The organism is Kitasatospora aureofaciens, from assembly GCF_001188955.3.
GTDB lineage: Bacteria > Actinomycetota > Actinomycetes > Streptomycetales > Streptomycetaceae > Kitasatospora > Kitasatospora aureofaciens.
On sequence record NZ_JPRF03000076.1, the window covers coordinates 276,304 to 300,421 of the forward strand.

Here is a 24,118-nt window from a genome sequence, read left to right on the forward strand (position 1 = left end):
GCTCCAGTCGTCTGCCACCTCTCACGCGCCTCTCACGGACTGGGTGTCATGAGGTGGCACCAGGCGTCATGCGGCCTGGATGTGGCAGGCCCTGACCTGCGGGTTCTGGACTGAGCGGACGAGCCGTCACCCCCTTTCGACCGCTGGGGGTCAAGGGGCGTGGGTCAGTGAAGTGCCTGGTTCGGTGTGGGCCTGTCCCAGGTGATTGCGGACAGGCCCGTGGCGGAATATGGCCGGGGTCAGGCGGCTCGGGTGGCGGTGATGAGGTGGTAGTCGAGGAGGCCGTGGCGCCAGGCGGGGAGGAAGTTGCGGGTCCAGTGGTCGGTGGGGACGGTGTCGGCGAGGTAGCGGTCGAGGCCCGGCCAGACGTCGGGGCCGATGGTTTCGGTGGTGACGTCGGTGAAGCTGGCGTTGGTGAGGTCGGTGGTGAAGCCGTTGAGGGTGTGGGGGACGTCGAGGCCGTCGGCGAAGCTGGCGAGCAGGAGCTTGAGGCGTTCGGTGATCTCGTCTCCGGGGGTGGCGAAGAAGGTGGTGACGACCAGGCGGCCGCCGGGGCGCAGGACGCGCGCGGCCTCGCGGGCGAAGCCGGAGAGTCGGCGGAAGTGCTGGGCGGCCTCGACCGAGTAGACGCCGTCCAGCGAGGCGTCGTGGAACGGGAGTTCGTCGGCCGAGCCGATGGTGTAGGCGAGCCGGTCCGGATACGTGGCCTGGGCGCGGGCGTTGACGGCGCGGGCGCGCTCGACCTGGTCCGGGTGGATGTCCACGCCCGTCACCGAGGCGAAGCGGAACTCCCGCAGCGCCAGGGCCGCACCCAGCCCGCGCCCGCAGCCCACCTCCGCCAGCCGCAGCCGCTCACGCGGCTCCGGAAAGGCACGCAGCACCCGCCGGTACAACTGCTCCTGGCTGCGCACCCGGTCCTCGGGGGTGAGGGCGGTGAGGTCGATACCCTGCCAGTCACCGAAGTTGATAAATCCGCCGCCGAAGCTGGCCGCCTTGGAGAGATCTTCGGCGCCGTAAGTCCGGCGCACGGTCGGGGGGATGGGGTCCTGGTTCATGGCCTTCGATTCCTCGGGGTGGCGTGTGGTTGGGGGCTTTGTGGAGCAGGGTGGGACGAGTCTCGTGATGCCGGTTCTGGGATGAGAGCAGGTCAGCTAGGGTGCAAGGGTGTCCCGCCGCCCAACGAGGGGGCGGTACTGAGATCGTCGGCGCCGTACGTCCGGCGTACCGTCGGGGGGATGTGGTTGTGGTCCATGGGCCGTCGGGTCTCCTGCTCGGTGGGCGCCCGGCGGTCGGGCGCGCCGAGGTACGTACCCAAACCGGTGGCGGTCCGAACACGGTACGTGACGGTGGGGGTTCGGGGTCGGCCGTAGCGGTGTGGGACGACGGGTCGGGTGTCGATCAAGGGGCTGCCGGGGCTCGGAAACGCGGTGTCGGGACGGGCCCGTCGTTCGCTACAGTCCGCCGGGAACCGCCGACCACGAGGAGCACCCCCCATGAGCACCGACAACCGACCCGTACCGTCGCTGACCGGCGGCGAGCGCGAGATGCTGCGCGGATTCCTGGACTTCCACCGGGCGACCCTCGCCATGAAGTGTGAGGGCCTGACCGACCAACAGCTGCGGGAACGCTCAAGCCCGCCGTCCACGCTGAGCCTGCTCGGGCTGGTGCGGCACATGGCCGAGGTCGAGCGCACCTGGTTCCGCCGGGTGATCGACGGGGAGGACGTCCCGCTGGTCTGGTCCGAGGACGGCGACTACCAGGTGGCCTACGACGCGACCGGGGCCACCCGTGCCGAGGCCTTCGCCGCCTGGCGGGCCGAGGTCGAGCACTCCCGACGCATCGAACTCGCCGCCCCCTCGCTCGACGTCACCGGCTACCAGCCCCGCTGGGAGGCCGAGGTGTCGCTGCGCCTGGTGATGCTCCACCTCATCCACGAGTACGCCCGGCACAACGGACACGCCGACTTCCTGCGCGAGGCCATCGACGGCGTGGTCGGGGCGTAGGGGGTGGCGTAGGGCCTGTCCGCCCGCGCCCGGTCACCAGCCGAGGAGGTGGGTGCGGGTGGTGAGGGCGGTGAGGACGGACTTGGTGGTGGTGTCGGGGGTGAGGGGGGTGGTGTCGAGTTCGTGCGGGGTGGTGGGGGCCGCGGTGGTGAGGACGACGTAGTGGAGGGCGGAGCCGGTGGTGCGGCTCTCGCGGCGGAAGGTGTCGAGGGAGGCCGGGGCCTCGGCGCACTCGACGACGACCTGGTAGCCGCCGGTGGCGTAGGCGAAGGCGGCCTGGGCGGCGGCGGCCAGGGCGGTGGCGTTCTGGCGGGCGGCCTCGGGCAGGTGCGGCGGCAGCTGGCCGTTGCGGATGACCTGGAGGAAGTCCTCCGTCCGCAGGTGGACGCTCGGGTGCAGCTCCTGGGCGAGCAGCCCCGCGACCGGGCTGTTCCCGGCCCCGGAGGGGTCGACGAGGAGGAGGACGCCCCCGGCGCCCCGGCCGCCCCCGAGCTCCGGCCCACCTACGGTCGTACGGTTCACAGCTGCTGATCCCTTCGCGGGCCGGGGACGGACGGGGTCGGTCGGTTCGGTCGGGCAGCCGGGGCGAGACGGTGGGAGTGCGAAGGAGCCGGTCGGCCCGGATGCGGACAGCCGACCGCCTCGTCCCTACGACTGATGCGTTTCGGGGATCAACCTAGTCCAAACGGGTGCTCCGAGTCGTCCCCCCTCCCCGTCCCGGGCAGGTCCGCGGCAGGTCCCTGGCAGGTCCCCGGCCGGGGCGGGGCTGGGCGGGAGTGGGCCGGGGGCGGCCCTCAGCGGTCCTCGGTGCGCAGGACGATCGGGTTGGTGAGGGCGGCCATCGGGCCCCAGGGGAGGTCCCCGCCCATCGAGTTGCCCTTGCCGGGCGTGCCGTCGGCCCTCGGGTGGCGCACCTCGGCGCGGACGTACGCGGCGAGTGAGGCGGTGGTGCGCCACACCACGGTGCCGGAGCCGCCGGCGGGCAGCGACTCCTGGTGCATCTGCCCCTCGTCGGTGATCAGGCGGACGGTGCCGCCGGGCACGCCGGAGACGGTGAGCCGGACGTCCACCGGGGCGTCAGCAGGGACGGACAGCTCCTCGCCGATGCCGGCCTGACGGCCGTTCCCGGTGGCGGTGAGGTCGAGCTCGACGGTGGCGGACTCGGCCAGCCAGCTGCGCCCGGCGCGCAGCCCGTCGAGGATCGCGTCCCGGGTGAGGTCCCCGGCGAGGACGACGTTGTGCGGCAGGCCGATGACCTGCGGGTCGCTGTGGGCGTCGCTGTTGCCCATGGCGGGCAGCCAGGAGCGGCCGCTGTTGCCGTTGCCGCCGCGCAGGGCGACGGCGAGCCCGGAGTCCCAGGTGTCGACGGCCGACTCGTCGTCGTACGTCCAGGGCCCGTTCCAGACCTCGACGGCGTCGGCCTGCTCGTAGCCGAACTTCCACTGGCAGGCGACGTACGGGCAGTACGGGTGCGCGGGCACCACCAGGCCGCCGGAGCGGTGGACCTGGCGGACGAAGCGCGGGTACTCCTCGTCGCGGGAGCGGTAGCGCCAGTCGACGAACCGGCCGGGCTCCAGGCCCAGGGCCAGCCAGTGGCCGTTGCGGGTGGTGACCTCCTCGCCGGTGACGATCAGCAGGTCGGGGCCGGCCAGCGGGCCCCAGACGGCGTGCGAGGAGCTGGTGTTGTGGTCGGTCGAGACGATGAAGTCCAGGCCGGCCGCCCGGGCACCGGCGGCCACCTCCTCGGGCAGGCGACGCCCGTCGGAGTGCACGGTGTGCAGGTGGCAGTCGCCCCGGTACCAGGCCCGGCCGCGGCCGCGGGCCCGCTCCGGCGGGTAGTGCGGGGTGAACTCCGGCCCCGGCGCGCCGAACCGGAGGGTCACCTGGACGTGGTAGTCCAGGCCCTGCGGGGCGACCTGGTACGGGCCCAGGGCGATGTGCCAGGTGCCGGGGTTGATCGGGCCTGGGAGGTAGCCGGGGGTGGCAGCGCCCCGGGAGAGGGCGAACTCGGTGCGGAAGCCGCCGGACCAGCCGCGGAAGCCGTCCCCGCCGAGGTCGGTGCCGCGCTCGTCGAAGATGCCGATGTCGCAGGAGTTGCCGGGGGTGCCGGCGGGGACCTGCGGCTTGTCGTAGCGGTAGGAGACGGCGATCTCGCGGACGCCCTCGGGGACTTCGACCGGGAGGAGGACGAAGTCGGGGGCGCCGGTGGGGAGGCGGCCGGTGAGGGTGAGGGTGCGGTCGCCGTTGGGTGGGGGCTGGGCGGGCGTTGCTGGGGCGGGGCCGGCGGTCGCGGTGGTGACGGCGAGGCCGAGGGTGGTGGCGGCGCTGGTGGCGAGGCCGGTGCGGAGCAGGTCGCGGCGGGGCAGGTCGTGGCGGGCGGGGTGCGTCGGGCCGGTGGAGCGTGGCGGGTCCGTGGCGCGGGCCGGGTCGACTGGGTCGGTGGGCATCGGTGCCTCCGGGCTGGGGCGGGCGGGTTCGCCGGCTCGTCTACCCCGGGGGGTGAACCGGGGGTGAGGCGGGGCTCACCGGGGTGGGGCGGGTCGGTGAAGGGTGTCCGGGCAGCGGCGGGGCGAGTTGCGGAGAGTGACGGATGGTCGGTTCATAGTCACGTGGTCGGTTCGGATGACAGGTGGCGATGGGTCGGTCGGGAGGCTGGTGTGGCACTGAGTCGGCGGACGCTGCTGGCGGCCCTGGCGGCCGGGGGCCCGCTGGCGGGGTGCCGGGCGATGCGGGGCGCGGAGGGCGAAGGGGCGGTCTCGCCGACAGCGTCCGCTTCGGGGGCGGTGTCCGCCGAGTCCGCGACGGGGGCGGGTGCGTCTGTGGGGGCGTCTGCGGGTGCGTCAGCCACTCCGTCGGCCGCTTCGTCGGCCACGGCCTCCGCTGCCGCGCCGACGGCGGCGGCGGCGCGGGAGCCGAGCCGGGCCGGGATGGTCCAGCGCTACGGGGCCCTGGCGCCGACCGAGTGGGGGCTGCGGGTCTCCGGGGTGATCACCGAGCTGCCGGAGGGCGAGCGCGCGACGGCGCTGACCTTCGACGCCTGCGGCGGCCCAGGTGGGAACGGCTACGACGCCGACCTGATCGACTTCCTGCGCGAGAGGAAGGTCCCGGCCACGCTGTTCCTGAACGCCCGTTGGATCGACGCCAACCCGGACGTCTTCGAGCATCTCGCCTCCGACGGGCTGTTCGAGATCGGCAACCACGGCACCGTCCACCGCCCGCTCTCGGTGACCGGCCGTTCGGCGTACGGGATCGCCGGCACCGGCGGGGTCGGCGAGGTGTACGACGAGGTCGTGGGCAACGCCCACAAGCTGACCGGGCTGCTCGGTCACCCGCCGAGGTTCTTCCGCTCCGGTACCGCGCACTACGACGACGTCGCCGCCCGGGTCGTCGCCGACCTGGGCGAACGCGTGGTGGGGTTCAGCGTGAACGGGGACGGCGGGGCGACGCTCCCGGCCTCGGAGGTGCGGCAGGAGGTGGCGTCGGCACCGCCCGGGGCGGTCGTCATCGGGCACATGAACCGCCCGGGCGGCGGCACCGCCCCCGGGGTGGCGGCGGCGGTGCCGGGGTTGCTGGCGGCGGGTCGGCGGTTCGTCCGGCTGTCGGACGTGATGTAGCCGCCGGGGGTAAGGCCGGTCGGAGGCCGCCGGGGCGTGAGGCCGGACGGAGGCCGCCGGGGAGCGTCAGGCCAGGCGGAGGCCGCCCGGGTGGCGCTCCTCGATGATGTCGACCAGCCAGTCGAAGACCGTCGGCCCCTTGCCGGCCCGGGCGGCGGCCAGTTCGGCCGCGACCTGCTCGCGGTTGGTGGGGTGGACCCTGGCGAGCCGCAGCTCCAGCTGCCGGACGGTCTCCGGGCAGCCGAGCCGGCGGCGGGACAGCTCGTGGTGGCGCCACTCGATGACGTAGTCGCCGTCGTCCGGCGTGCCGTAGCCGCCGCCCAGGCAGTCGGCGAAGGCGTCCAGGTTGTGGCCGAAGTAGCCGTCGACGCCGATCGCCTGCCCGACCACGTCCCAGAAGTCCTCCAGGGTGTCGATCTCGAAGCCGTCGATCACATAAGTCACCGTCACGCGGTCGAGGATATGCCCGGGCGACTCGGCTGCGGCCGCGGTCCCACGATGAACGGCGGCGGCTGCGGCTACGGCGCGACGGCGATCGCGGTGGCGAGCAGCCCGTCGCGGACCGCCCAACGGCCGTCGAAGCCGTCCAGGCGTCGGCCACCGACCACCGGGCCGGGGACCAGCAGGCGGGCGGAGAAGGTGCCGTCGGGGGAGAGGTCGAGTTCGGCCTCGTGGAAGTCCAGCCACAGCTCGGTCAGCGGGAACCAGGCCTTGTAGACCGACTCCTTGGCGCTGAACAGGATGCGGTCCCACGTTGTGCCCGGGCGCTCGGTGGCGAGCGCGGCCAGCCGCTCCTGCTCGACGGGCAGGGCGATGCTCTCCAGGACGCCCTCCGGCAGCGGCAGCGCGGGCTCGGCGTCGATGCCGACCGAGGCCAGGGTGCCGGCGCGGGCGACGGCGGCCGCGCGGAAGCCGTCGCAGTGGGTGAGGCTGCCGACAACGCCGTCCGGCCAGCTCGGCGCGCCGCGCAGGCCGGGGACGAGCGGGCGGTACGGGATGCCGAGGCGGGCCAGGGCGGTGCGGGCGCAGTGGCGCACGGTGGTGAACTCGCGGCGGCGCTTGTCCACGGCCCGGGCGATCACCTCCTCCTCGGCCGGCTCCAGCCGGGCCTCGGACGGGTCGTGGTAGGCGACCTCGGTCACCACGACGTCCGGCAGCAGGTCCCCGATCACGCGTTCCCCCTCGGTCGACAGCGCGGCGGCGCGCCGCGCGGGTCGAGCGTAACCCGAGTGGGTGGTGCCGGTTCGTGATCTTCCCGAATCGGGGGCCGTTCGGCCTGGGTGCGGCCCCCTACTGGCCGAGCAGGCGGGCGAAGTCCAGGCCGAGGCTGCCGAGGACGGGGAGCGCGCCGAGATCGGTGATGCCGCCGACCGGGATGCTGTAGCCCTGGTTCACCGCGCGCGGCACCGTCGTCTGTGCCGCTGCCGCCGGGGAGACGGCGAGGATCGGCGTCAGGGCGGAGCCGGGGAGCAGGGCGGCGGCGAGTGTGGTGCGCATGGGACGGCCTCCGGAGCGAGCGGGATGACGCCCCGTCAACGCCATGGGTGGTGGCGCGGTCACGTATCTTCGCTCCTTCGGCGGCATTGGTAAAGATCCTTGCCTTGTGTTCATGACAACACCCGGGAGGTCTGGACCATGCCGAGGTGGAACGCATACGTTCCCTTCACCGGGCGGGCATCGGCGATTCGGATCGTCCAACTGCGGTGCAACTTTGGCTACTTCGGCCTGTCATGCCCATGATTAGCCCGGTTCGTCGAACCGGAGGGAACGAACCATGCGCGCCATCGGCACGAACCTCAGGATCCTCGCAGGCGCCCCGCTCGCGGCCGCCGCCCTCATCGCCCTGACCGCCGGCTCCGCCAGCGCCGCGATACCGGTCAACAAGCCCATGAGCGGGAAGGCCACCTACTACAACGACGCCGGCTACGGCGCCTGCGGCACCCAGATCAACGCCTCCGACCAGATGCTGGTCGCCGTCTCCCACACCTGGTGGACCTCCGCCAACCCCAACAACGACCCTCTCTGCAAGGGCATTTCGGTCAAGGTCACGTACCAGGGCAAGACCGTCACCGTCCCGGTGAAGGACCAGTGTCCGTCCTGTGACTCCACCCACATCGACCTCAGCCAGCCCGCATTCGCCAAGCTGGCCCCGCTGAGCAAGGGCGTGATCAACGGCCTCACCTGGCAGTTCGTCAGGTCCGGGGCGAACGGCAAGACCCTCTCGCTGTCCGAACCGGTCACCGGATCGACCATCGGCTGACGTTCCCGCCAGCCGCCGTGCCCGCCCCCGGTCGTAGCTGGGGGCGGGCTCCGGGCCGTGCGCGACTGCGGAACGGCGCGGGCACACTGGATGGCGGGTGGTGCTGTTCCGGTGGGTTGAGGGGAGTCGGGGAGATGGCCGTGGCGGGGAAGCCGGTGCTGTACGTCGTGGTGTGTGCGGCCGGGGTTGCCGGTGGGGTGGGTGAGTTGGTCTCGGCGGCGCAGGAGCGGGGGTGGGAGGTGGGGGTGGTGGCGACGCCACTCGCCATGGGGTTCATCGACGTCGCGGCGATCGAGGGGCAGACGGGGTACCCGATCCGCTCGGCCTGGCGGAAGCCCGGGGAGCCTCGACCGTTGCCGGATCCGGATGCGCTCGTGGTGGCTCCGGCGACCTTCAACACGATCAACAAGTGGGCCGCCGGGATCTCGGACACCCTCGCGCTCGGGATCCTCTGCGAGTCGTACGGGTGGGGGATTCCGGTGGCGGTCCAGCCGTGCCTCAGCGCGGCCCAGGCCGCGCATCCGGCGTACGGGGAGAGTCTGACCAGGCTGCGGGGGATGGGGGTGCGGATCGCGGAGTTCGCTCCGGGGGCGTACAGCTGGACGCGGGTGCTGGAGCTCCTGGAGGACTGACGGGGCGGCTGCCCACGCCAGGGCGCCGTTCGGCCGAGCCGGGCTGCGGGGCGGCCGGGAAGCCGACAGCGTGGGGATGTGCTGAGGAGAACGCTGTCCGCGCTGGGCCTGGCCCTGCTGCTCTGCGCGCCCGCGGGCCGGGCGGAGGCCGGGTCGTCGAGGTGGCGGGTCGTGGTCGCGGACCAGGGCTCCCGCCGGGTGTTCGTGCTGCTGGGCGGTCGGGAGCTGATGGCCTACCAGGGGCCCGACCGGCTGCCGGTGGTGTGGTCCTGGTCCGCGGACCGGGCGGCGGACGTCGCCGATCTCTCGCCGGCCCGCAGCTGGTCGAATCCGGACGAGGCGAAGAGCCGGACCCTGCGGGGCCGGCGTTACCTGCTCACCACCGCGGGCGGTGGGCTCGCCGCCGTGGTCGACACCGCCACCGGCCGCACCCGCTGGGCGGCGGACCTGGGCCCGAGGGCCAACCCGCACAGCATCGAGCTGCTCCCGGACGGCAATGTGGCGGTGGTGGCGAGCAGCGGCTGGGTGCGGCTGTACGCGGCCTCGCAGGGGCCGCGTGCCACGGCGTACACCGAGTTCGGGCTGCCCGGTGCGCACGGGGTGGCTCTCGACGGGCGGTCCGGCCTGCTCTGGGCGCTCGGGGGCGGGGCGCTGGTCGCGCTGCGGGTGGGCGGCACCCCGGCCGCACCCACGCTGACCGCCGTCCGCACCGTCCCGCTGCCGGACGTGGGCGGCCACGACCTCGCGCCGGTGCGGGCCGCGCCCGGCCGGTTCTGGCTGAGCACGCTGCGCGGCCTGTGGCAGTACGACCCGGCCGCCGACCGCTTCACGCCCGTCCGTCTGGCCGATCCCGCGGCGGAGCGGGACGTCAAGAGCATCGGCGACGAGCCCGGCACCGGCCGGCTGCTCACCGTGGCGCCCGACCACAAGGCGCCGTGCGACTGGTGCACCTCGGTGATCCGGCTGCACCGGCCGGAGGGAGTGCGGATCCTGCGCGGCACCCTCCTGTACAAGGCGCGGTGGTGGGGAGCCCGGTAGCAGATTTGTGACGGGCAGTAGTCGATCTTGCTCGGCGGGTCGGCGATACCACCCGTTCTGCTTACCGCGTTCGGCTGACGGGGCATATTGTGTACTCCCGCAAACTACTCCGATGGAAGTCAGTTTCCCGTCACCGTCCGAAAACCTTCTGCGGACCCGCGTCGACTGGGATAGCGTCGATGGCGTCGGGGGGCCGGCACCGATCGCGGTGTATTCGAACGTCAGTTACCGGGCCGTAACGGCCCGAATTGGTCCTGGAGAAAAGAATGCGGAACTCACCGGAGGAGATCCGGTCGGACGTCGTCGACGACCTGCAGCTCGCAGTCGAATCGTTGGCGGCCTTTCCGGCCCGAAACGCGGCCGGTGCGGCCGATGTCACCGAACGTCTGGCCGCGGTCGCCGAACTCTGCCGGTCGGTCGACGTGGCGCTCGACAGCCTGGTCGTCCAGGCGGCCGCCGAAGCCGCCGAGGAGGGTTGGACGGCCGCCCGGATGGCGGCCGAACACTCCGGCTACTACGCCAGGTTGCAGCGGGCACTGCTCCCCGCCGGGGCCGGCGCCGGGCTGACGCAGCAGTGAGCGCGCTGTACCCGGGCGTGCACGTGCTGTCGTGCCCCACCCGGTGGAGCGACGTCGACGAGAACGGGCACATCAACAACGCCCGGCTGGTCGGCTACATCCAGGAGGGGATTTACGACCTGTTCTGCCACCACGCGACCGCCGTGCGGGAATCCCTGTTCCCCTCCGGGTTCATTATCGCCCGACACGAGATCGATTATCTGGAACAGCTGCACCACCGCCCCGAGCCATTGTCGGTACGGTTGACCGTGGAACGCATCGGGCGGAGTTCCGCCCATGTCGAGGTGAATGTCTGTCGCGAGCCGCTCACCTTTATGCGGGCGCGGACCGTGGTGGTCGCGCGGGACCGGGAATCCGGTCGCTCGCGCAAACTCAGCCAGAGCGAGCGGCGCTTTCTGTCGGCGTTTATGTCGGACCCGGCCGTCGGCCGGGTGCCGGACCCGACGCGTCGCGACACCGTGGTCGCCGTCGCGCAGCCGATGGCGCCGGCCCAGCGGACGGCGGCTCGTTCCGGTGCGGGGGTGGGTGCGTCGCGCGGCTCGCGCAGAAGAGTGCGCGCCTCGGTGGGCTGACCTGGGGGTTCCCGCGCAGGTGACGGTGCGGGCCGGCGGCGTGGTCGACAACGGCGTCGATCCGTCCGACCGGTCCCGGTCCACGCCCGGGCAGTGGTCCCGGCCCGGCCGGACCGCAGTACGCTGAGCAGCACGGGAACCGGTACGTCCCCCGGCGGTCACGGGCTGCGACGCGGCAGGCCCCACCGACCATCGACCGCCGCTGCCCGGTCCGGTTCCGCCGACCGGAAGGAGAACACGATGACCATCTCCTGGGAGGACTTCCTCGCCCGCGTCGTGGAGCGCGGTGAGTACCGGGGCGAGGCGGAGGCGGACCACGCCGCCCGGGTCGTGCTCGGCCTGCTGGGCGAGCACCTGGTGGGCGCGGAGCGGCTGGCCCTCGCCGACGCGCTGCCCGGGACGTACGCCTCGCTGCTCCGGGACGCCCAGCCGGCCGCCGAGCCACTGACCGCCGAGCGCTTCGTGGAGGCGGTGGTCGGCTGGATCGACGGGGCGACGCCGGCGACGGCGCAGTGGGACATCGGGGCGGTGCTCAGCACCGTGGCCGACCTCGTCCCGGGGGAGCTGATCGACCAGGTGATCGAGCAACTGCCCGACGGCTACGACCTGCTGTTCGGGCACCCGCTGCCGGCCTGAGCCGGGCGGACGCCGCTGCCGGACCCGGCCGCCCTCGCGGGGCACGGTCAACCCGGTGCAGGAGCCTGCCGATCGGTCCGCCTCCGGGCCGACGGCCGGCAGCTGCCGTGCGGCGCCGCGGCGGCCCGCCAAGTCGCCCCGCGGCCCGTACGGCCCGGGACCGGCAGGGCTCAGCGGCAGAGCGCGGCCGCGCCGATCAGCCCGGCGTCGGTGCCGAGTTCGGCGCGGCGCACGTCCAGCCCGCGGACGTACGAGAGGGCGGCGTAGCAGTCCAGATGGCGGGCGAGCGGGGCGAACAGCACCTCCCCGGCGGCGGCGACGCCGCCGCCGACCACCACCCGGTGGAGGTCGACCAGGGCGGCCGTCGCGGCGATCCCGGCGGCCAGCGCCTGGGCGGCCCGGTCGAAGGAGGCCAGCGCGACCGGGTCGCCCCCGGCGGCCGCCACGGCCACCGCGCGGGCGGTGCGGTCCTCGCCCGGCGGCCGCCAGCCGTCGGCGAGTGCCCGGCGGGCGATCGCGGTGCCGCTGGCCAGGCCCTCCAGGCAGCCGCGGGAGCCGCACGGGCAGGGCTCGCCGTCCAGGTCGACGGTGATGTGGCCGAGGTGCCCGGCGTTGCCGCTCGGGCCGGGCCGGACGGCCCCGTCCAGCACCAGCCCGGCGCCGACGCCGGTGGACACCACCAGGCAGAGCGCGTTGTCGGCGCCCCGGGCCGCACCCTGCCAGTGCTCGGCGGCGGCCATCGCCACGCCGTCCCCGGCGAGCCGGACGGGCAGGTAGCGGGCGGCCACCGCCGGGTGCGCGGTGACCTCGGCGACCAGCGGGAAGCCGCGCCAGCCGGGGATGTTGACCGGACTGACGGTGCCGTCGGCCAGGTCGACCGGGCCGGCGCTGCCGATGCCGACGGCCGTTACGGCGGACCAGTCGGGCGTACCGGCGAGCTGGTCCAGAACCTTGTGCACGACGGCGAGCACGGCCGCGCCGGGTTCGGTTGCCGGTGTGGGCAGTTGGAGCCGGTGCCGCAGCCGTCCGTCGCCGTCGACCAGTGCCCCGGCGATCTTGGTGCCGCCGATGTCGACCGCGGCGAACAGAGGGGTGAGCGGCATGGCGGGCTCCAGGAGGGTCGCAGGGGCGGCGCCCCGGCCGCGCGGGGCCGGGGCGCCTTTACCGTACGTCGGTCGGCGGGCCGGCCGACCGACGGGTCGGGTACGCCGGTCGACGGGCCGGGTCCGTCGGTCAGCGGGCCGCGCTCAGCCGCAGGGTGACCAGCTCGAACGGGCGCAGGGCCAGCCGCACCGCGCCGTCCTCGACCGACACCTCGCCGCGGGTGCCGTCCCAGGGCCGCTCCAGCAGGTCGCAGGGGACGGCACCCGCCAGTGGGAAGGAGGTGGTGAGCCGGCCGCGGGCTCGGCCGCCGCCCGCCTCGTAGACCCGGACGACCAGGTCGCCGCTGCGGTCGTCGGCGAGCTTGACCGCGCTGACCACCAGGGCGTCGTTGTCCAGTTCGACCAGCGGCGCGACGCGCTCGGCGGTCCCGGTGACCCGCCGCTCGGGCAGGCCGATCCGGTAGCCCTCGCGGACGGCGTCGCCGATCGCCGCGCCGGGCACCAGCGCGTGCCGGAAGCGGTGCGCGCCCTGGTCGGTCCTCGGGTCGGGGAAGCGCGGGGCGCGCAGCAGCGAGAAGCGGACCGTGGTGGTGGTCCCGCCGTCGGCCGGGCGCACGGTGCGGGTGACGTCGTGGCCGTAGGTGGAGGCGGTCACCAGCGCCACGCCCCAGCCGGGCTCCTCCAGGTGGACGAAGCGGTGGTTGCAGGCCTCGAACTTGGCGGCGTCCCAGCTGGTGTTGGTGTGGGTGGGCCGGTGGAGGTGGCCGAACTGGGTCTCGGCGGCGTAGCGCTCGGTGTGGATGTCCAGTGGGAACGCGGCCTTGAGGAACTTCTCGGTCTCGTGCCAGTCGACCTCGGTGTCGATGTCGAGGCGCTGCTCGCCGGCCCGCAGGGTGAGGGTCTGGACGACGGTGGAGGAGCCGAAGGAGCGGGCGACGCGGACAGCTGCGCTGCCCGCGGAGGCGGCGGCGGTGAGGGAGTCCACGCCGGTCAGGTCGGTGACGGTGTTGCGGTAGAACCGGTCGACGTCCCAGGCGTCCCACATGTTGGGGAAGTCGGGGTGCAGCTGCAGCAGGTTGGCGCGGCTGCCGGGGGCGACGGCCTCCCGGCCGCTGGACAGTTCGACCACCGAGCTGATCAGGCCGTCCGCGCCGACGGTGACCTCCAGCAGGCCGTTGTCCAGGGTGAAGCCGCCCTCGGGCCGCTCGGCCACCGTGCACTCCGCCGCCGCGGGGGCCACCACGGCCGCCCCGCCCGCCGGGACAGCCGAGCGGGTGTGCGGCGCCGCGTTGAACACCAGCTCGCGCCCGCCCCCGGACGCCCCGGCCAGCGCCTGCTGGGCGGCGCCGATCAGCCCCTCCAGCTCCTCCGCCAGCGCCGCGTACGTGGCCTCCGCCTCGCGGTGCACCCAGGCGATCGAGGAGCCGGGCAGGATGTCGTGGAACTGGTGCAGCAGCACGGTCTTCCAGATCCGGTCCAGCTGCTCGTAGGGATACGTCGCGCCGGTGCGCAACGCGGCGGTGGAGCACCAGAGTTCGGCCTCGCGCAGCAGGTTCTCGCTGCGCCGGTTGCCCTGCTTGGTCCTCGCCTGGCTGGTCAGGGTGGCCCGGTGGAGTTCGAGGTAGAGCTCGCCGACCCAGACCGGCGGGTCCGGGTACTCGGCCTCGGCCTTTGCGAAGAACTCGGCGGGCTTCTCCCAGCGGACGGTGGCCGAACCCTCCAGGTCGCGCAGCCGGGCGGCCTTGGCGACCATCTCACGGGTCGTCCCGCCGCCGCCGTCACCCCAGCCGGTCGGCGCGAGAGAGTGCCGGGCCACCCCCTTGTCCTTGAAGTTCTTTGCGGCGTGGGCGATTTCGCTGCCCTTCATGGAGCAGTTGTAGGTGTCCACGGGCGGGAAGTGGGTGAAGATGCGGGTCCCGTCGATGCCCTCCCAGAGGAAGGTGTGGTGCGGGAACCTGTTCACCTGGCTCCACGAGATCTTCTGGGTCAGCAGCCACTTGGAGCCCGCGTTGCGGATGATCTGCGGCAGGCCGCCGGTGAAGCCGAAGGTGTCCGGCAGCCAGGCCTCGTGGTTCTCGATCCCGAACTCCTCCAGGAAGAACCGCTTGCCGTGCACGAACTGGCGGGCCATCGCCTCCGAACCCGGCATGTTGGTGTCGGACTCGACCCACATTCCGCCGGCCGGTACGAACCGGCCCTCGGCCACCGCCTTGCGGACCCGCGCGTACACCTCGGGGCGGTGCTCCTTGATCCAGGCGTACTGCTGCGCCTGGGACATGGTGTAGAGGAAGTCCGGCTCGTCCTCCAGCAGCGCGGTCATGTTGGCGGTGGTGCGGGCCACCTTGCGCACCGTCTCGCGCAGCGGCCACAGCCAGGCCGAGTCGATGTGGGCGTGGCCGATCGCGCTGATCCGGTGCGCGGACGGCACGGCGGGCGCGGCGAGCACTGCCGTGAGCTCGGAACGGGCGGCCGCTGCCGTGCCGTTGACGTCCTGGAGGTCGATCGCGTCCAGGGCCCGTTCCACCGCGCGCAGCACCTCCCAGCGGCGGGCGCCGTCCACCGGCAGTTCGGCCATCAGCTCGCCGAGCACCTCCAGGTCGAGCGCCAGCTGCCAGACCGTGTCGTCGAAGACCGCGAGGTCCATCCGGGCCAGGCTGTACCGGGGCCGGCTCCCGGCCGTCTCCCGGTCGCCCAACTCGGTGGGCAGGAAGGGGTGGTAGTCCAGGATGACCGGGTTGGCGGCGGCCTCGACGTGCAGCAGTACCTGCTCGCCGCCTGCCGCCGGGGCGGCGATCCGCACCCACTGGTTGCGCGGATTGAGCCCCTTCACCGGGCTCCCGTCCGGGCGGTAGACCAGGCCCTCGCACTGGAAGCCGGGCATGTTGGCGTCGAAGCCGAGGTCGATCAGCGCCTCGACCGTCCGGCCCGCCCATGCCTCGGGCACGGTGCCGGAGACGGTCAGCCAGCTGGTGCCCCAGGGCGCTCCCCAGGCGTCACCCACCGCGATCGGGGTCCGCGGGGCGGCCAGGCCCTCGGCGACCGGGACGGGCTCGCCGGGGGCGGTCCAGATGCCGACCTCCAGCGGGACGGACTCGGGGTAGACCGCCGGGAGGATGCGCTCCTCCAGGACGCGCTTGAGGCGGGACTCGACGAGGGTGCGGTCATCGTGCATGTCGGCAGGCTCCGTTGCGTGGCGAGGGACAGCGCTGACTAGAGAGAACGTACGTCGGAGGGGCGGACCACCTCGGTGATGCCGCGCGCGGCCAGGTGCGCCCGGTCCCCGGCGCGTTCGGCGAGCACGGTGGTCGGCCGGGCGCCGGCCTCGGCGAGGTGCATGAAGGCCTCGTACACCGGGCCGCCGGGGCCGCAGACCGCCCGGCGGGGCGAGGTGACCTCGTCCCCGGTGGCGACCACCACGGCGGTGCTGCGCGGCTGGGGCGGCTGCCAGTCGCGGCGGGCCTCGGCGACGGCTCCGGCGAGCCGGGCGCCGGCCGGCTTGACCGCCCGCTCGGTGGTCAACAGGCCGAGGCTGTACTCCAGGTCGGGGAAGTCGGCGAGCGAGCGGTCCACGTCGTGGGAGCACCACCAGGTGACGCCCCAGAGGTCCGGGCAGTCCAGTACGGCGTCGACGGTGGCGCCGGTGAACCGGGCCGCGTCCTCGGCGGTGATGTGCGGCGCGGGCGCGCCGACCTCCTGCAGCCAGACCGGGCGGCCCGGGTCGTCGGCCCAGGCCTTGGACAGCTCGACCAGGTACGCGGCGTGCTGGGCGGTGGCGGTGGAGTGGGGGCCGTAGCGCTGGGCGGTGCCGTTGAACACCCAGGAGTGCACGGCGGTGGCGGCGCCCAGGCGGGCCGAGTGCCAGGGCGTGAACGGGTGCCCGTCCAGGTACCAGGCCGCGTCGTACGAGGCGTGCAGGTGCAGCCGTCCGGGCGCGCCCCGCTCGCAGGCGGCGAGCATCCGGCGCAGCCAGGCCTCGGCCTCGGCGGGGGTGACCTCGTCCGGGTCGGGGTGCGGGCCGCCGGAGAACTGGTTGATCTCGTTGCCGAGCGTCATCCCGAGGAAGTTCGGCCGCTCGCGCAGCGCCCCGGCGAGGGTGCGCAGGTAGGCGGCCTGGCCGTCGAGGACCTCGGGGTCGGTGAAGATGTTGCGGCGGTGCCAGGTCCGCGTCCAGGACGGCAGGAAGTCGAAGCTGGACAGGTGGCCCTGGAGGCCGTCCACCGCGACGTCCAGGCCGCGTTCGCCGGCCGCGTCCACCAGGGCCGTCAGCTGTTCGACGGCGCGCGGGCGGATCAGCGTGCGGTTGGGCTGGAACAGCGGCCAGAGCGGGAAGACCCGGACGTGGTCCAGGCCGAGGGCGGCGATGGAGTCGAAGTCGGCGCGCACGGCGTCGAGGTCGAAGTCGAGCCAGTGGTGGAACCAGCCGGCGCTGGGGGTGTAGTTGACGCCGAAACGCGGAGCCTGCGGAGTGGTGGTCACGGGGGCTTCCTCAACTGGGCGGTGGCGTAGGGGAGGTGGGCTCATCCCTTGACGGCTCCCTCCTCGACGCCCTTGAAGAAGAAGCGCTGGCAGAGGGCGAACACCACGACGATCGGCAGGAAGGCGATCATGGTGCCGGCCGCGATCAGCCGGGGGTTGGCGGAGAAGGTGCCGTCGAGGTACTGGAGCCCGACGGTGAGGGTGTACTTCTGCGGGTCGTTGAGCACGATCAGCGGCCAGAGGAAGTCGTCCCAGGCGCCGATGAAGGTGAAGATGACGATCACGCTGAGCATGCCGCGCACGTTCGGCAGGCCGATGTGCCACAGCCGCTGCCAGACGCCGGCGCCGTCGACCAGCGCGGCCTGGTCCAACTCGGCGGGCACGGCGGCGAAGGCGGTGCGCATCAGCAGCACGTTGAGCATGGCGATCGCCCCGGGCAGGGAGACACCGAGCAGGTTGTCGGCCAGGCCGAGGCCGCGCACCAGCACGTACTGGGAGACGATGGTGACCTCGCCGGGCAGCACCAGGGTGGCCAGGAACAGGCCGAGGACCAGCTTGGCGCCGCGGAAGCGCAGCCGGGCCAGGGCGAAGCCGGCCAGGGTGCAGCCGACCACGTTGCCGGTGATGCAGACGGCGGCGACGATCACCGAGTTGAGGGCGTAGGTCCACACCGGGATGGCGTCGGCGACCTGGCCGTAGTTGCCGATGGTGGGATGGTCGGGCAGGAAGCTCGGGGTGCGGGAGTAGACGTCCTCGGTGGCGCCCTTGAGGGAGGTGGACAGCTGCCACAGGAAGGGGCCGGTCACCAGGAGCAGGACGAGGACGAGCAGCAGGTAGCGGGCCGCGGTCCGGGCGGGGGAGGGGGTGTTGAAGCCGCGTGCCGGCTTCGTGCGAGCGGGCTTCGTGCGAACGGGCTTGGTGCGAGCGCGCTCGGTACCGGCGGTGGTTCCGGGTTCGCGGGCGGTGGTCACGGGTCAGGCCGCCTTCCGGTTCAGCCGCAGCAGGAACAGCATCGGGCCGAGGGTGACGACAAACAGCAGCAGGCTGAGCGCGGACGCGTAGCCCAGGTGGCCGTTGAAGCCGCGGCTGTACATCTGGATCAGCATCACCACCGACATGTCGCGACCGCCGGGGCCGCCCAGGCCGTTGGAGAGCACGTAGAGCTCGGAGAAGACGCGCAGCGAACTCACCGAGATGAGGGCGGAGATCAGCACCATGGTCGGGCGCACCCCCGGGAGGGTGACGTGCCGGAAGCGGCTCAGCGGGCCCGCGCCGTCCACGGCCGCCGCCTCGTGCAGTTCGCGCGGGACGTTGGCGAGGGCGGACAGGTAGATGACCATGTAGTAGCCCAGGCCCTTCCAGACGGTCAGGGCGATCGCGCTGAACAGCAGCAGCCAGCGGTCGGTGAGGAAGGGGACCGGGGAGCGGCTGAGGCCGCTCTGCCCGAGCAGGCCGTTGACCAGCCCCCGGTCGTCCAGCACCCAGCCCCAGATCAGCGCCACCACGACGGCGGAGGCGATCACCGGGGTGTAGAAGGCGGTGCGGAAGAAGGTGATGCCGGGGATGCGGCGCTGGACGAGCAGGGCGAGCAGCAGGGGGAGGACGGTGAGGAGGGGGAGGCAGACCAGCATGAAGACGATGCTGTTGAGCAGGGCGTCGGCGAGCTGGGCGTCGTCGAGCAGGCGGCCGTAGTTCTCCAGGCCGGTGAACCGGCCGCCGCCGATGGGCTTGGCGTTGGTGAAGGAGAGGATCACCGTGTTGACGGCCGGCCAGAGGTTGAAGACGGCCAGCCAGAGTATCGCGGGCCCGGCGAGCAGCCAGGGGGTGAACCAACGCCGGTGGGTCATGCTGTCGCCTTCCTGGGGCGGGGCCGTCCCGTGGCCGGGGAGGTGCGGACCGCGTGGGGGCCTCGGGCGGTACGGGCCGGGAACGGTACGGGCCGGGAACGGTACGGGCCCGGGACCCCGGGGTCGGGTCGTTCCCCGGGAGCGGCGGGTGCGGGGAGGCCCGCCGCTTCGCCGGTAGGGGCTCCGGGAGTGGTGGGGTCAGCCCTTGAGGAGCTTGTCGCACTGCGCGACGGCCGTGTCCAGGGCCTGCTTGGAACTGCTCCGGCCGCTGATGGCGAGGGCGAACTGCTGCTTGACGACGGTGCCCATGGCGTCGTCCACCTCGACCGGCTGGATCAGCTTGGCCTTGGCGAGCGAGTCGAAGGCGATCACCTTGGCGTTGCCCGCGTTGGTGCCGTCGCTCCTGCTGAAGAACGGGTCGTTCGCGGAAGCCTTGGTGGACGGGAAGACGCTGGTCAGGTGGGCGAAGGCGGCCTGGTTCTCGGGGCTGGTGACCCAGCGGGCGAGGGCGACCGCGGCGGCCGGGTTCTTGGTGCTCTTGGGGATGGACAGGCCCTGGACGTACAGCGGCGGGGTGCCCATCGCGGGGGAGGCGACGACCTTCGGCGCGAGGGTGGGATTGTCGGTGGCGAGGCTGGTGATGTAGTTGCCCCCGCCGGTGGTCCAGGCCACGGTGCCGGCGCTGAAGAGCTTGGAGTTGCCGGCGTAGGTGTCGGTGAGCACCCCGTTCGGCATCAGGCCCTCCTTGAAGGCGTCGCGGTACCTGTCGAGCAAGGCGGCGGCTTCGGGGGTGTTGAAGGTGAAGGACTTGCCGTCGTCGGCCATGATCTTCACGCCGATGTCGTACAGGTCGCCGAGGCCGGGTTTGCGGCTCATCAGGTAGTCCTGGCCGCCGGACTTCTCCTTCATCACCCGGGCCTGGGCGATGAGTTCGTCGAGGCTGGTCGGGGGCTTCTTCGGGTCCAGGCCGTCCTTCCCGAGGAGGTCGGAATTCCAGTAGTCCACATCGGTGTTGAGGTACCAGGGGTAGCCGAAGGTGCCCTGGTAGCCGTTGTAGCGGTAGGCCTCCACGCCGCCGGCCACGTACTCGTCGGCGAGCTTGGGGTCGGCCTTGGCGACGTCCAGCAGGACGTCCTTCTTCGCGAGCGGAAAGGCGAAGTCCGGCGGGAGGTTGACCACGTCGGGCAGGGTGCCGGAGGCGGCCTGGCTGAGCACCTTGTCGGAGTAGCCCTCGCCGGGCTGGTCCAGCCAGTCGACCTCGACTCCGGGGTACTTCTTCTTGAAGCCGTCGATCACGCCCTGCATGTAGTCGGTGAACTTCGGTTTGAGCGCCCAGGTCTGGATCGAGACCTTGCCCTTGACCTCGCCGGTGGCGGCCGCACTCGCCACGCTGTCGCTGTTCTTGCTGTCTCCGGCGCCGAGTCCGCAGCCGGTGAGGGCCGCGGCGGTGAGGGCCGTCGTCGTCAGTGCCGCCCAGATTCTTCGCATGAGGGTCTCCCGGTCCTGCGGGTGGGTGGGGATCGCGCCGAGCTCGGGGGTGGGTGGGTGGGTTCTTCGGTCGGGTCGTGTTTCGGAGACGACTACTAAACCGGTCTAGCTCTGGCAGGGACTATGCTCCGGCCTAAACTTGGCTGTCAAGAGAAGGAGTCGGATTCCGTGGGCAGACCGACGATCGCCGACATCGCGCGCCGGGCCGGGGTCTCCAAGGGCGCGGTCTCCTTCGCGCTCAACGGCCGACCGGGCGTCAGCGAGGAGACCAGGGAGCGGATCCTGCGGGTCGCCGAGGAGATGAACTGGCGGCCCCACCACGCCGCTCGCGCCCTCGGCGGAGCCCGGTCCGACGCCGTCGGCCTGGTGATCGCCCGCCCCGCCCGCACCATCGGCGTCGAGCCGTTCTTCAGCCACCTGCTCTCCGGGCTGCAGGCGGTGCTCTCGGCCAGCTCGGTGGCGCTGCACCTGATGGTCGTCGAGGACACCGCCGCCGAGATCGAGGTCTACCGGCGCTGGGCCTCCGAGCACCGGGTCGACGGCTTCGTCGTGGTGGACCTGCAGGTCAGGGACCCGCGACTGCCGGTGCTGGACGAACTCGGGCTGCCCGCCGTCGTCCTCGGCGGCCCCGGCAAGGGCGGCAACCAGCTGCGGATCTGGGCCGACGACCGGGAGGCGATGCTCTCCATCGTCGACTACCTGGCCGCCATCGGGCACCGCCGGATCGCCCACCTCGCCGGGCTGCCGCACTTCCAGCACACCCAGCGGCGGATCCGTGCGCTGCGCGACGCCTCGCGCCGGCTCGGGCTGGAGGCGGTGTCGGTGCCCACCGACTTCAGCGACGCCGAGGGCGCGGCGGCCACCCGTACGCTGCTCTCCAGGGCCGGGCGGCCCACCGCGATCGTCTACGACAGCGACGTGATGGCCGTCGCCGGGCTCGGCGTGGCGGGGGAGATGGGCGTCGCGGTGCCCGGGGAGCTGTCCATCGTCTCCTTCGACGACTCGGTGCTCGCCCGGATCGTCCACCCGCCGCTGACCGCGCTCAGCCGGGACACCTTCGCGCTCGGGGAGCAGGTCGCGCGCAGCCTGCTGGAGGCGGTGGAAGGAGCCGGGCCCGGGCGGGACCTGCAGATGCCCACGCCCCGGCTGACCGTACGGGAGTCCACCTCGCCGCCGTCACCGGTGGGTGTGGTTGCTGCGCGATTCGTTGACACGGGTTCTGAACCGGTTTAGCCTCGCTGCGCCGAGGGGGGTCCGGCCCGCGCACCGCTCGCTGTCATGTTCGCTGCACTCTGCTGCACTCCTGCTGCATTCCCCTCGATGAGCACCGCCACGCCCACATGCACCCGGGCCTGCCGCTGCCGGTGGGTCCGGCCCCACCCACTCCGCTCGATCGGAGCCACCGCATGTCCAGACGCCTCCCCCTGCTGCTCAGCGCCGCGCTCGCGACGGCCGCGCTGGGCGTCGTACCGGCTGCCCATGCCGCTCCTGCCGCTCCGGTTGCGGCCCCGCCGGCTGCCGCCGCCCCCGGGAACCAGCCCTACGCCTCGTACTGGTACCCCGGCACCATCCTCAACTGGGACCCGGCCACCGACCCGGACGCCCGGTTCAACCGCTCCCGCGTCCCGCTCCGGCCGCGCACCAGCGACCCGGCCCTGGCGGCCAACCCCAACGCCCGGCCGGGCGAAGGGAAGATCGCCTCGCTGGTGTCCTTCGCCCCCACCTCCAACAACCCCTCCCAGGGCTCCGCCGACCCCAACTACTACGCCTTCGGCTACTGGCAGTACGTCGACAAGCTGGTGTTCTGGGGAGGCTCCGCCGGTGAGGGCCTGATCCTCGCGCCGAATCCGACCGTGATCGACGCCGCCCACCGCAACGGCGTCAAGGTCTACGGCACCGTCTTCTTCCCGCCCGCCGCGTACGGCGGCCGACTCCAGTGGGTGCGCGACTTCGTCCAGAAGACCGGCGACCACTACCCCGTCGCCGACAAGCTGGTGCAGGCCGCCCAGTACTACGGCTTCGACGGCTGGTTCGTCAACCAGGAGACCGGCGGCGGCGATTCGGGCCTCGCGACCGAGGTGCGCAACCTGATGCAGTACACCAGGGCGAAGAGCGGCACGGAGTTCATGTGGTACGACGCGATGACCACCTCGGGCGCCGTCGACTGGCAGGACGCCCTCACCTCCGCCAACTCGCCCTTCCTCCAGGACGGTCCGAAGCGCACCTCGGACTCGATGTTCCTCAACTTCGGCTGGACGGCCCCCGGTCTGGACTCCTCCCGCGTCCTGGCCCGTCAACTCGGCCGCAGCGAGTACGACCTGTACTCCGGCATCGACACCGAGGCGAACGGCTACAACACCTCCGTCGACTGGAACACCCTCTTCCCGGCCGGTCGGCCGCACACCACCTCGCTCGGCCTCTACCGCCCGGAGTGGACCTGGAAGTCCGCCACCGACCGCGCCGACTTCTACGCCAAGGACGCGCGCTACTGGGTCGGCGCCAACAACGACCCGTCCGACACCGACCTCTCCAGCAGCTGGCCGGGCCTGGCGGGCTACGTCGCCGAGTCCTCGCCGATCACCGCCAAGCCCTTCGTCACCAACTTCGACACCGGCCAGGGCGACTTCTACAACGCGGCCGGCACCCGGGTCGCCACCGGCGGCTGGAACAACCTCTCGCTGCAGGACGTCCCGCCGACCTACCGATGGGTGGTCGACTCCACCGGCAGCAAGCTCAGTCCGTCGATCGACTTCACCGACTCCTACCAGGGAGGCTCCTCACTGCGGCTGAGCGGCACCCTGGACTCCACCAACACCGTGCGGCTCTACCAGACCAGCCTGCCGGTCGCCGCGAACACCAGGCTCGACCTGGTGGTCAAGACCCCGGCCGCCGGCCCGACCAGGCTGAAGGCGGCGGTTTCCTTCACCGACACCCCGGGCAGCTTCACCACCGTGGACGTCGGGGACAACGCCGGGACGGGCTGGGAGCGGCACACCCTCGACCTCTCCCGGTACGCGGGCCGGACCATCTCCCAGCTCGCGCTGCAGGTGGACGGCACCTCGGACCCGGACCCGGCCTACGACCTGCGCGTCGGCCAAGTCGCACTCCACGACGGCTCGGTGGAGAAACCGGCGGCACCGGGCGGGCTGACCGTCCTCGGCGCGAGCGACGTGACCGCGGGCGCCAGCCAGTCGCTGCGGCTCTCCTGGACGGCCGCGCCCGGCGGCAACGTCCACCACTACGAGGTGTACCGGCGCAACGCGGACGGCAGCCGCACCTTCCTTGGGGCCACGCCCAACGACGCCTACTTCGTCGGACGGCTCGACCGGGCGGGCGGGGAGACCAGTACGACGCTGGACGTCGAGGCGGTGTCCACCACCTACGGCCACTCCAACGTCGCTTCCACGGAAGTGGGTTGGGGCGGTACGTCACCTGCTTCCACCAATCTGGCGCTGAACCGCCCCGCCACCGCCTCCGGCCAGTGCAACGCCGACGAAGGCCCGGCCAAGGCCGTCAACGGCAGCGTCAGCGGCGGAACCAGCGACAAGTGGTGCACCCTCACCTCCGCCAAGTGGCTGGAGGTGGACCTCGGTTCGGCGAAGAAGCTGGACAGGTTCGTGGTCAAGCACGCCCAGGCGGGTGGCGAGAGCGCCTCCTACAACACCCGTGACTTCTCCATCCAGGTCCGCTCCAGGTCCACCGACCCCTGGACGACGGCCGCCAGCGTGACCGGCAACACCGCGGCCACCACCACCCATCCGGTGAGCACCACCGCCCGCTACGTCCGGCTGGTCGTCACCCGGCCCACCCAGGCGAGCGATCCGGCCGCCCGTATCTACGAGTTCGAGGCCTGGGGCCAGTAGGCCTCGGC

At 72.8% G+C, this 24,118-nt stretch carries 22 protein-coding genes; 10 read left to right on the top strand and 12 right to left on the bottom strand.

Annotated features, from left to right (window positions below):
* Positions 1-239 precede the first annotated feature (239 nt).
* Entirely contained in the window at positions 240-1,055 is an 816-nt protein-coding gene (locus HS99_RS36660; protein ID WP_030283446.1) for a class I SAM-dependent methyltransferase, read from the bottom strand.
* Between the two features lie 438 nt (positions 1,056-1,493).
* Between HS99_RS36660 and HS99_RS36665 the strand changes: the two genes are divergently transcribed.
* Positions 1,494-2,003: a DinB family protein gene (locus HS99_RS36665; RefSeq protein ID WP_030550943.1), complete on the top strand. Its 510-nt coding sequence runs from the start codon at positions 1,494-1,496 to the stop codon at positions 2,001-2,003.
* Between the two features lie 33 nt (positions 2,004-2,036).
* On the opposite strand, the gene HS99_RS36670 is transcribed toward HS99_RS36665, so the two are convergent.
* The gene (locus HS99_RS36670) at positions 2,037-2,525 is read right to left on the bottom strand and encodes a hypothetical protein (RefSeq protein ID WP_050366936.1); all 489 of its coding nucleotides are present in this window, start codon (positions 2,523-2,525) and stop codon (positions 2,037-2,039) included.
* A 272-nt stretch (positions 2,526-2,797) separates the two neighbouring features.
* The gene (locus HS99_RS36675; RefSeq protein WP_043387642.1) at positions 2,798-4,369 is read right to left on the bottom strand and encodes a CehA/McbA family metallohydrolase; all 1,572 of its coding nucleotides are present in this window, start codon (positions 4,367-4,369) and stop codon (positions 2,798-2,800) included.
* Positions 4,370-4,930: 561 nt separating this feature from the next.
* On the opposite strand from HS99_RS36675, the gene HS99_RS48030 reads away from it, so the two are divergent.
* Complete coding sequence (locus HS99_RS48030; RefSeq protein WP_107083571.1) at positions 4,931-5,617, top strand: polysaccharide deacetylase family protein; 687 nt, start codon at positions 4,931-4,933, stop codon at positions 5,615-5,617.
* Positions 5,618-5,683: 66 nt separating this feature from the next.
* On the opposite strand, the gene HS99_RS36685 is transcribed toward HS99_RS48030, so the two are convergent.
* The 3 genes from HS99_RS36685 to HS99_RS36695 form a co-directional block, all read right to left on the bottom strand.
* Positions 5,684-6,067: a barstar family protein gene (locus HS99_RS36685; protein WP_030550937.1), complete on the bottom strand. Its 384-nt coding sequence runs from the start codon at positions 6,065-6,067 to the stop codon at positions 5,684-5,686.
* A 68-nt stretch (positions 6,068-6,135) separates the two neighbouring features.
* Positions 6,136-6,789, bottom strand: a complete 654-nt coding sequence (locus HS99_RS36690; protein ID WP_030283461.1) for a 4'-phosphopantetheinyl transferase family protein — start codon at positions 6,787-6,789, stop codon at positions 6,136-6,138.
* Positions 6,790-6,907: 118 nt separating this feature from the next.
* Positions 6,908-7,114, bottom strand: coding sequence for a hypothetical protein (locus HS99_RS36695; RefSeq protein WP_030283463.1), 207 nt, complete (start codon positions 7,112-7,114; stop codon positions 6,908-6,910).
* 277 nt (positions 7,115-7,391) lie between these two features.
* On the opposite strand from HS99_RS36695, the gene HS99_RS36700 reads away from it, so the two are divergent.
* From HS99_RS36700 to HS99_RS36725, 6 genes are all read left to right on the top strand, one after another.
* On the top strand, positions 7,392-7,877 hold the full coding sequence (locus tag HS99_RS36700) for a cysteine/serine endopeptidase inhibitor (protein WP_046387311.1): 486 nt from the start codon (positions 7,392-7,394) through the stop codon (positions 7,875-7,877).
* Positions 7,878-8,011: 134 nt separating this feature from the next.
* On the top strand, positions 8,012-8,509 hold the full coding sequence (locus HS99_RS36705; RefSeq protein WP_050366937.1) for a flavoprotein: 498 nt from the start codon (positions 8,012-8,014) through the stop codon (positions 8,507-8,509).
* A gap of 78 nt (positions 8,510-8,587) precedes the next feature.
* Positions 8,588-9,547 carry a DUF6528 family protein gene (locus HS99_RS36710; RefSeq protein WP_030283470.1) on the top strand — a complete coding sequence of 320 codons (960 nt, stop codon included), beginning with the start codon at positions 8,588-8,590 and terminating at the stop codon, positions 9,545-9,547.
* A 266-nt stretch (positions 9,548-9,813) separates the two neighbouring features.
* Entirely contained in the window at positions 9,814-10,125 is a 312-nt protein-coding gene (locus HS99_RS45535) for a hypothetical protein (RefSeq protein WP_030283473.1), read from the top strand.
* A complete protein-coding gene (locus tag HS99_RS45540; protein WP_050366938.1) occupies positions 10,122-10,697 on the top strand; it encodes an acyl-CoA thioesterase in 576 nt (191 codons plus the stop codon). The genes HS99_RS45535 and HS99_RS45540 overlap by 4 nt, the downstream gene beginning before the upstream one ends.
* 240 nt (positions 10,698-10,937) lie before the next feature.
* Positions 10,938-11,333 carry a DUF2267 domain-containing protein gene (locus tag HS99_RS36725; RefSeq protein ID WP_030283477.1) on the top strand — a complete coding sequence of 132 codons (396 nt, stop codon included), beginning with the start codon at positions 10,938-10,940 and terminating at the stop codon, positions 11,331-11,333.
* A gap of 170 nt (positions 11,334-11,503) precedes the next feature.
* Here the strand turns inward: HS99_RS36725 and HS99_RS36730 are convergent, their stop codons facing one another.
* The 6 genes from HS99_RS36730 to HS99_RS36755 form a co-directional block, all read right to left on the bottom strand.
* Positions 11,504-12,436: an ROK family protein gene (locus HS99_RS36730; protein WP_030283479.1), complete on the bottom strand. Its 933-nt coding sequence runs from the start codon at positions 12,434-12,436 to the stop codon at positions 11,504-11,506.
* A gap of 130 nt (positions 12,437-12,566) precedes the next feature.
* Entirely contained in the window at positions 12,567-15,608 is a 3,042-nt protein-coding gene (locus tag HS99_RS36735) for an alpha-mannosidase (protein ID WP_030550933.1), read from the bottom strand.
* 38 nt (positions 15,609-15,646) lie between these two features.
* Entirely contained in the window at positions 15,647-16,912 is a 1,266-nt protein-coding gene (locus tag HS99_RS36740; RefSeq protein ID WP_030550932.1) for a glycoside hydrolase 5 family protein, read from the bottom strand.
* A gap of 41 nt (positions 16,913-16,953) precedes the next feature.
* Positions 16,954-17,883, bottom strand: a complete 930-nt coding sequence (locus HS99_RS36745) for a carbohydrate ABC transporter permease (RefSeq protein WP_078938869.1) — start codon at positions 17,881-17,883, stop codon at positions 16,954-16,956.
* Between the two features lie 3 nt (positions 17,884-17,886).
* The gene (locus tag HS99_RS36750; protein WP_030283487.1) at positions 17,887-18,759 is read right to left on the bottom strand and encodes a carbohydrate ABC transporter permease; all 873 of its coding nucleotides are present in this window, start codon (positions 18,757-18,759) and stop codon (positions 17,887-17,889) included.
* Between the two features lie 198 nt (positions 18,760-18,957).
* Positions 18,958-20,247 (bottom strand): ABC transporter substrate-binding protein, encoded by a 1,290-nt coding sequence (locus HS99_RS36755; protein WP_030550928.1) that lies wholly within the window; start codon positions 20,245-20,247, stop codon positions 18,958-18,960.
* 168 nt (positions 20,248-20,415) lie between these two features.
* On the opposite strand from HS99_RS36755, the gene HS99_RS36760 reads away from it, so the two are divergent.
* Positions 20,416-21,480 (top strand): LacI family DNA-binding transcriptional regulator, encoded by a 1,065-nt coding sequence (locus tag HS99_RS36760; RefSeq protein ID WP_046386844.1) that lies wholly within the window; start codon positions 20,416-20,418, stop codon positions 21,478-21,480.
* Between the two features lie 173 nt (positions 21,481-21,653).
* A complete protein-coding gene (locus HS99_RS36765; RefSeq protein WP_030550924.1) occupies positions 21,654-24,110 on the top strand; it encodes an endo-beta-N-acetylglucosaminidase in 2,457 nt (818 codons plus the stop codon).
* Positions 24,111-24,118 lie beyond the last annotated feature (8 nt).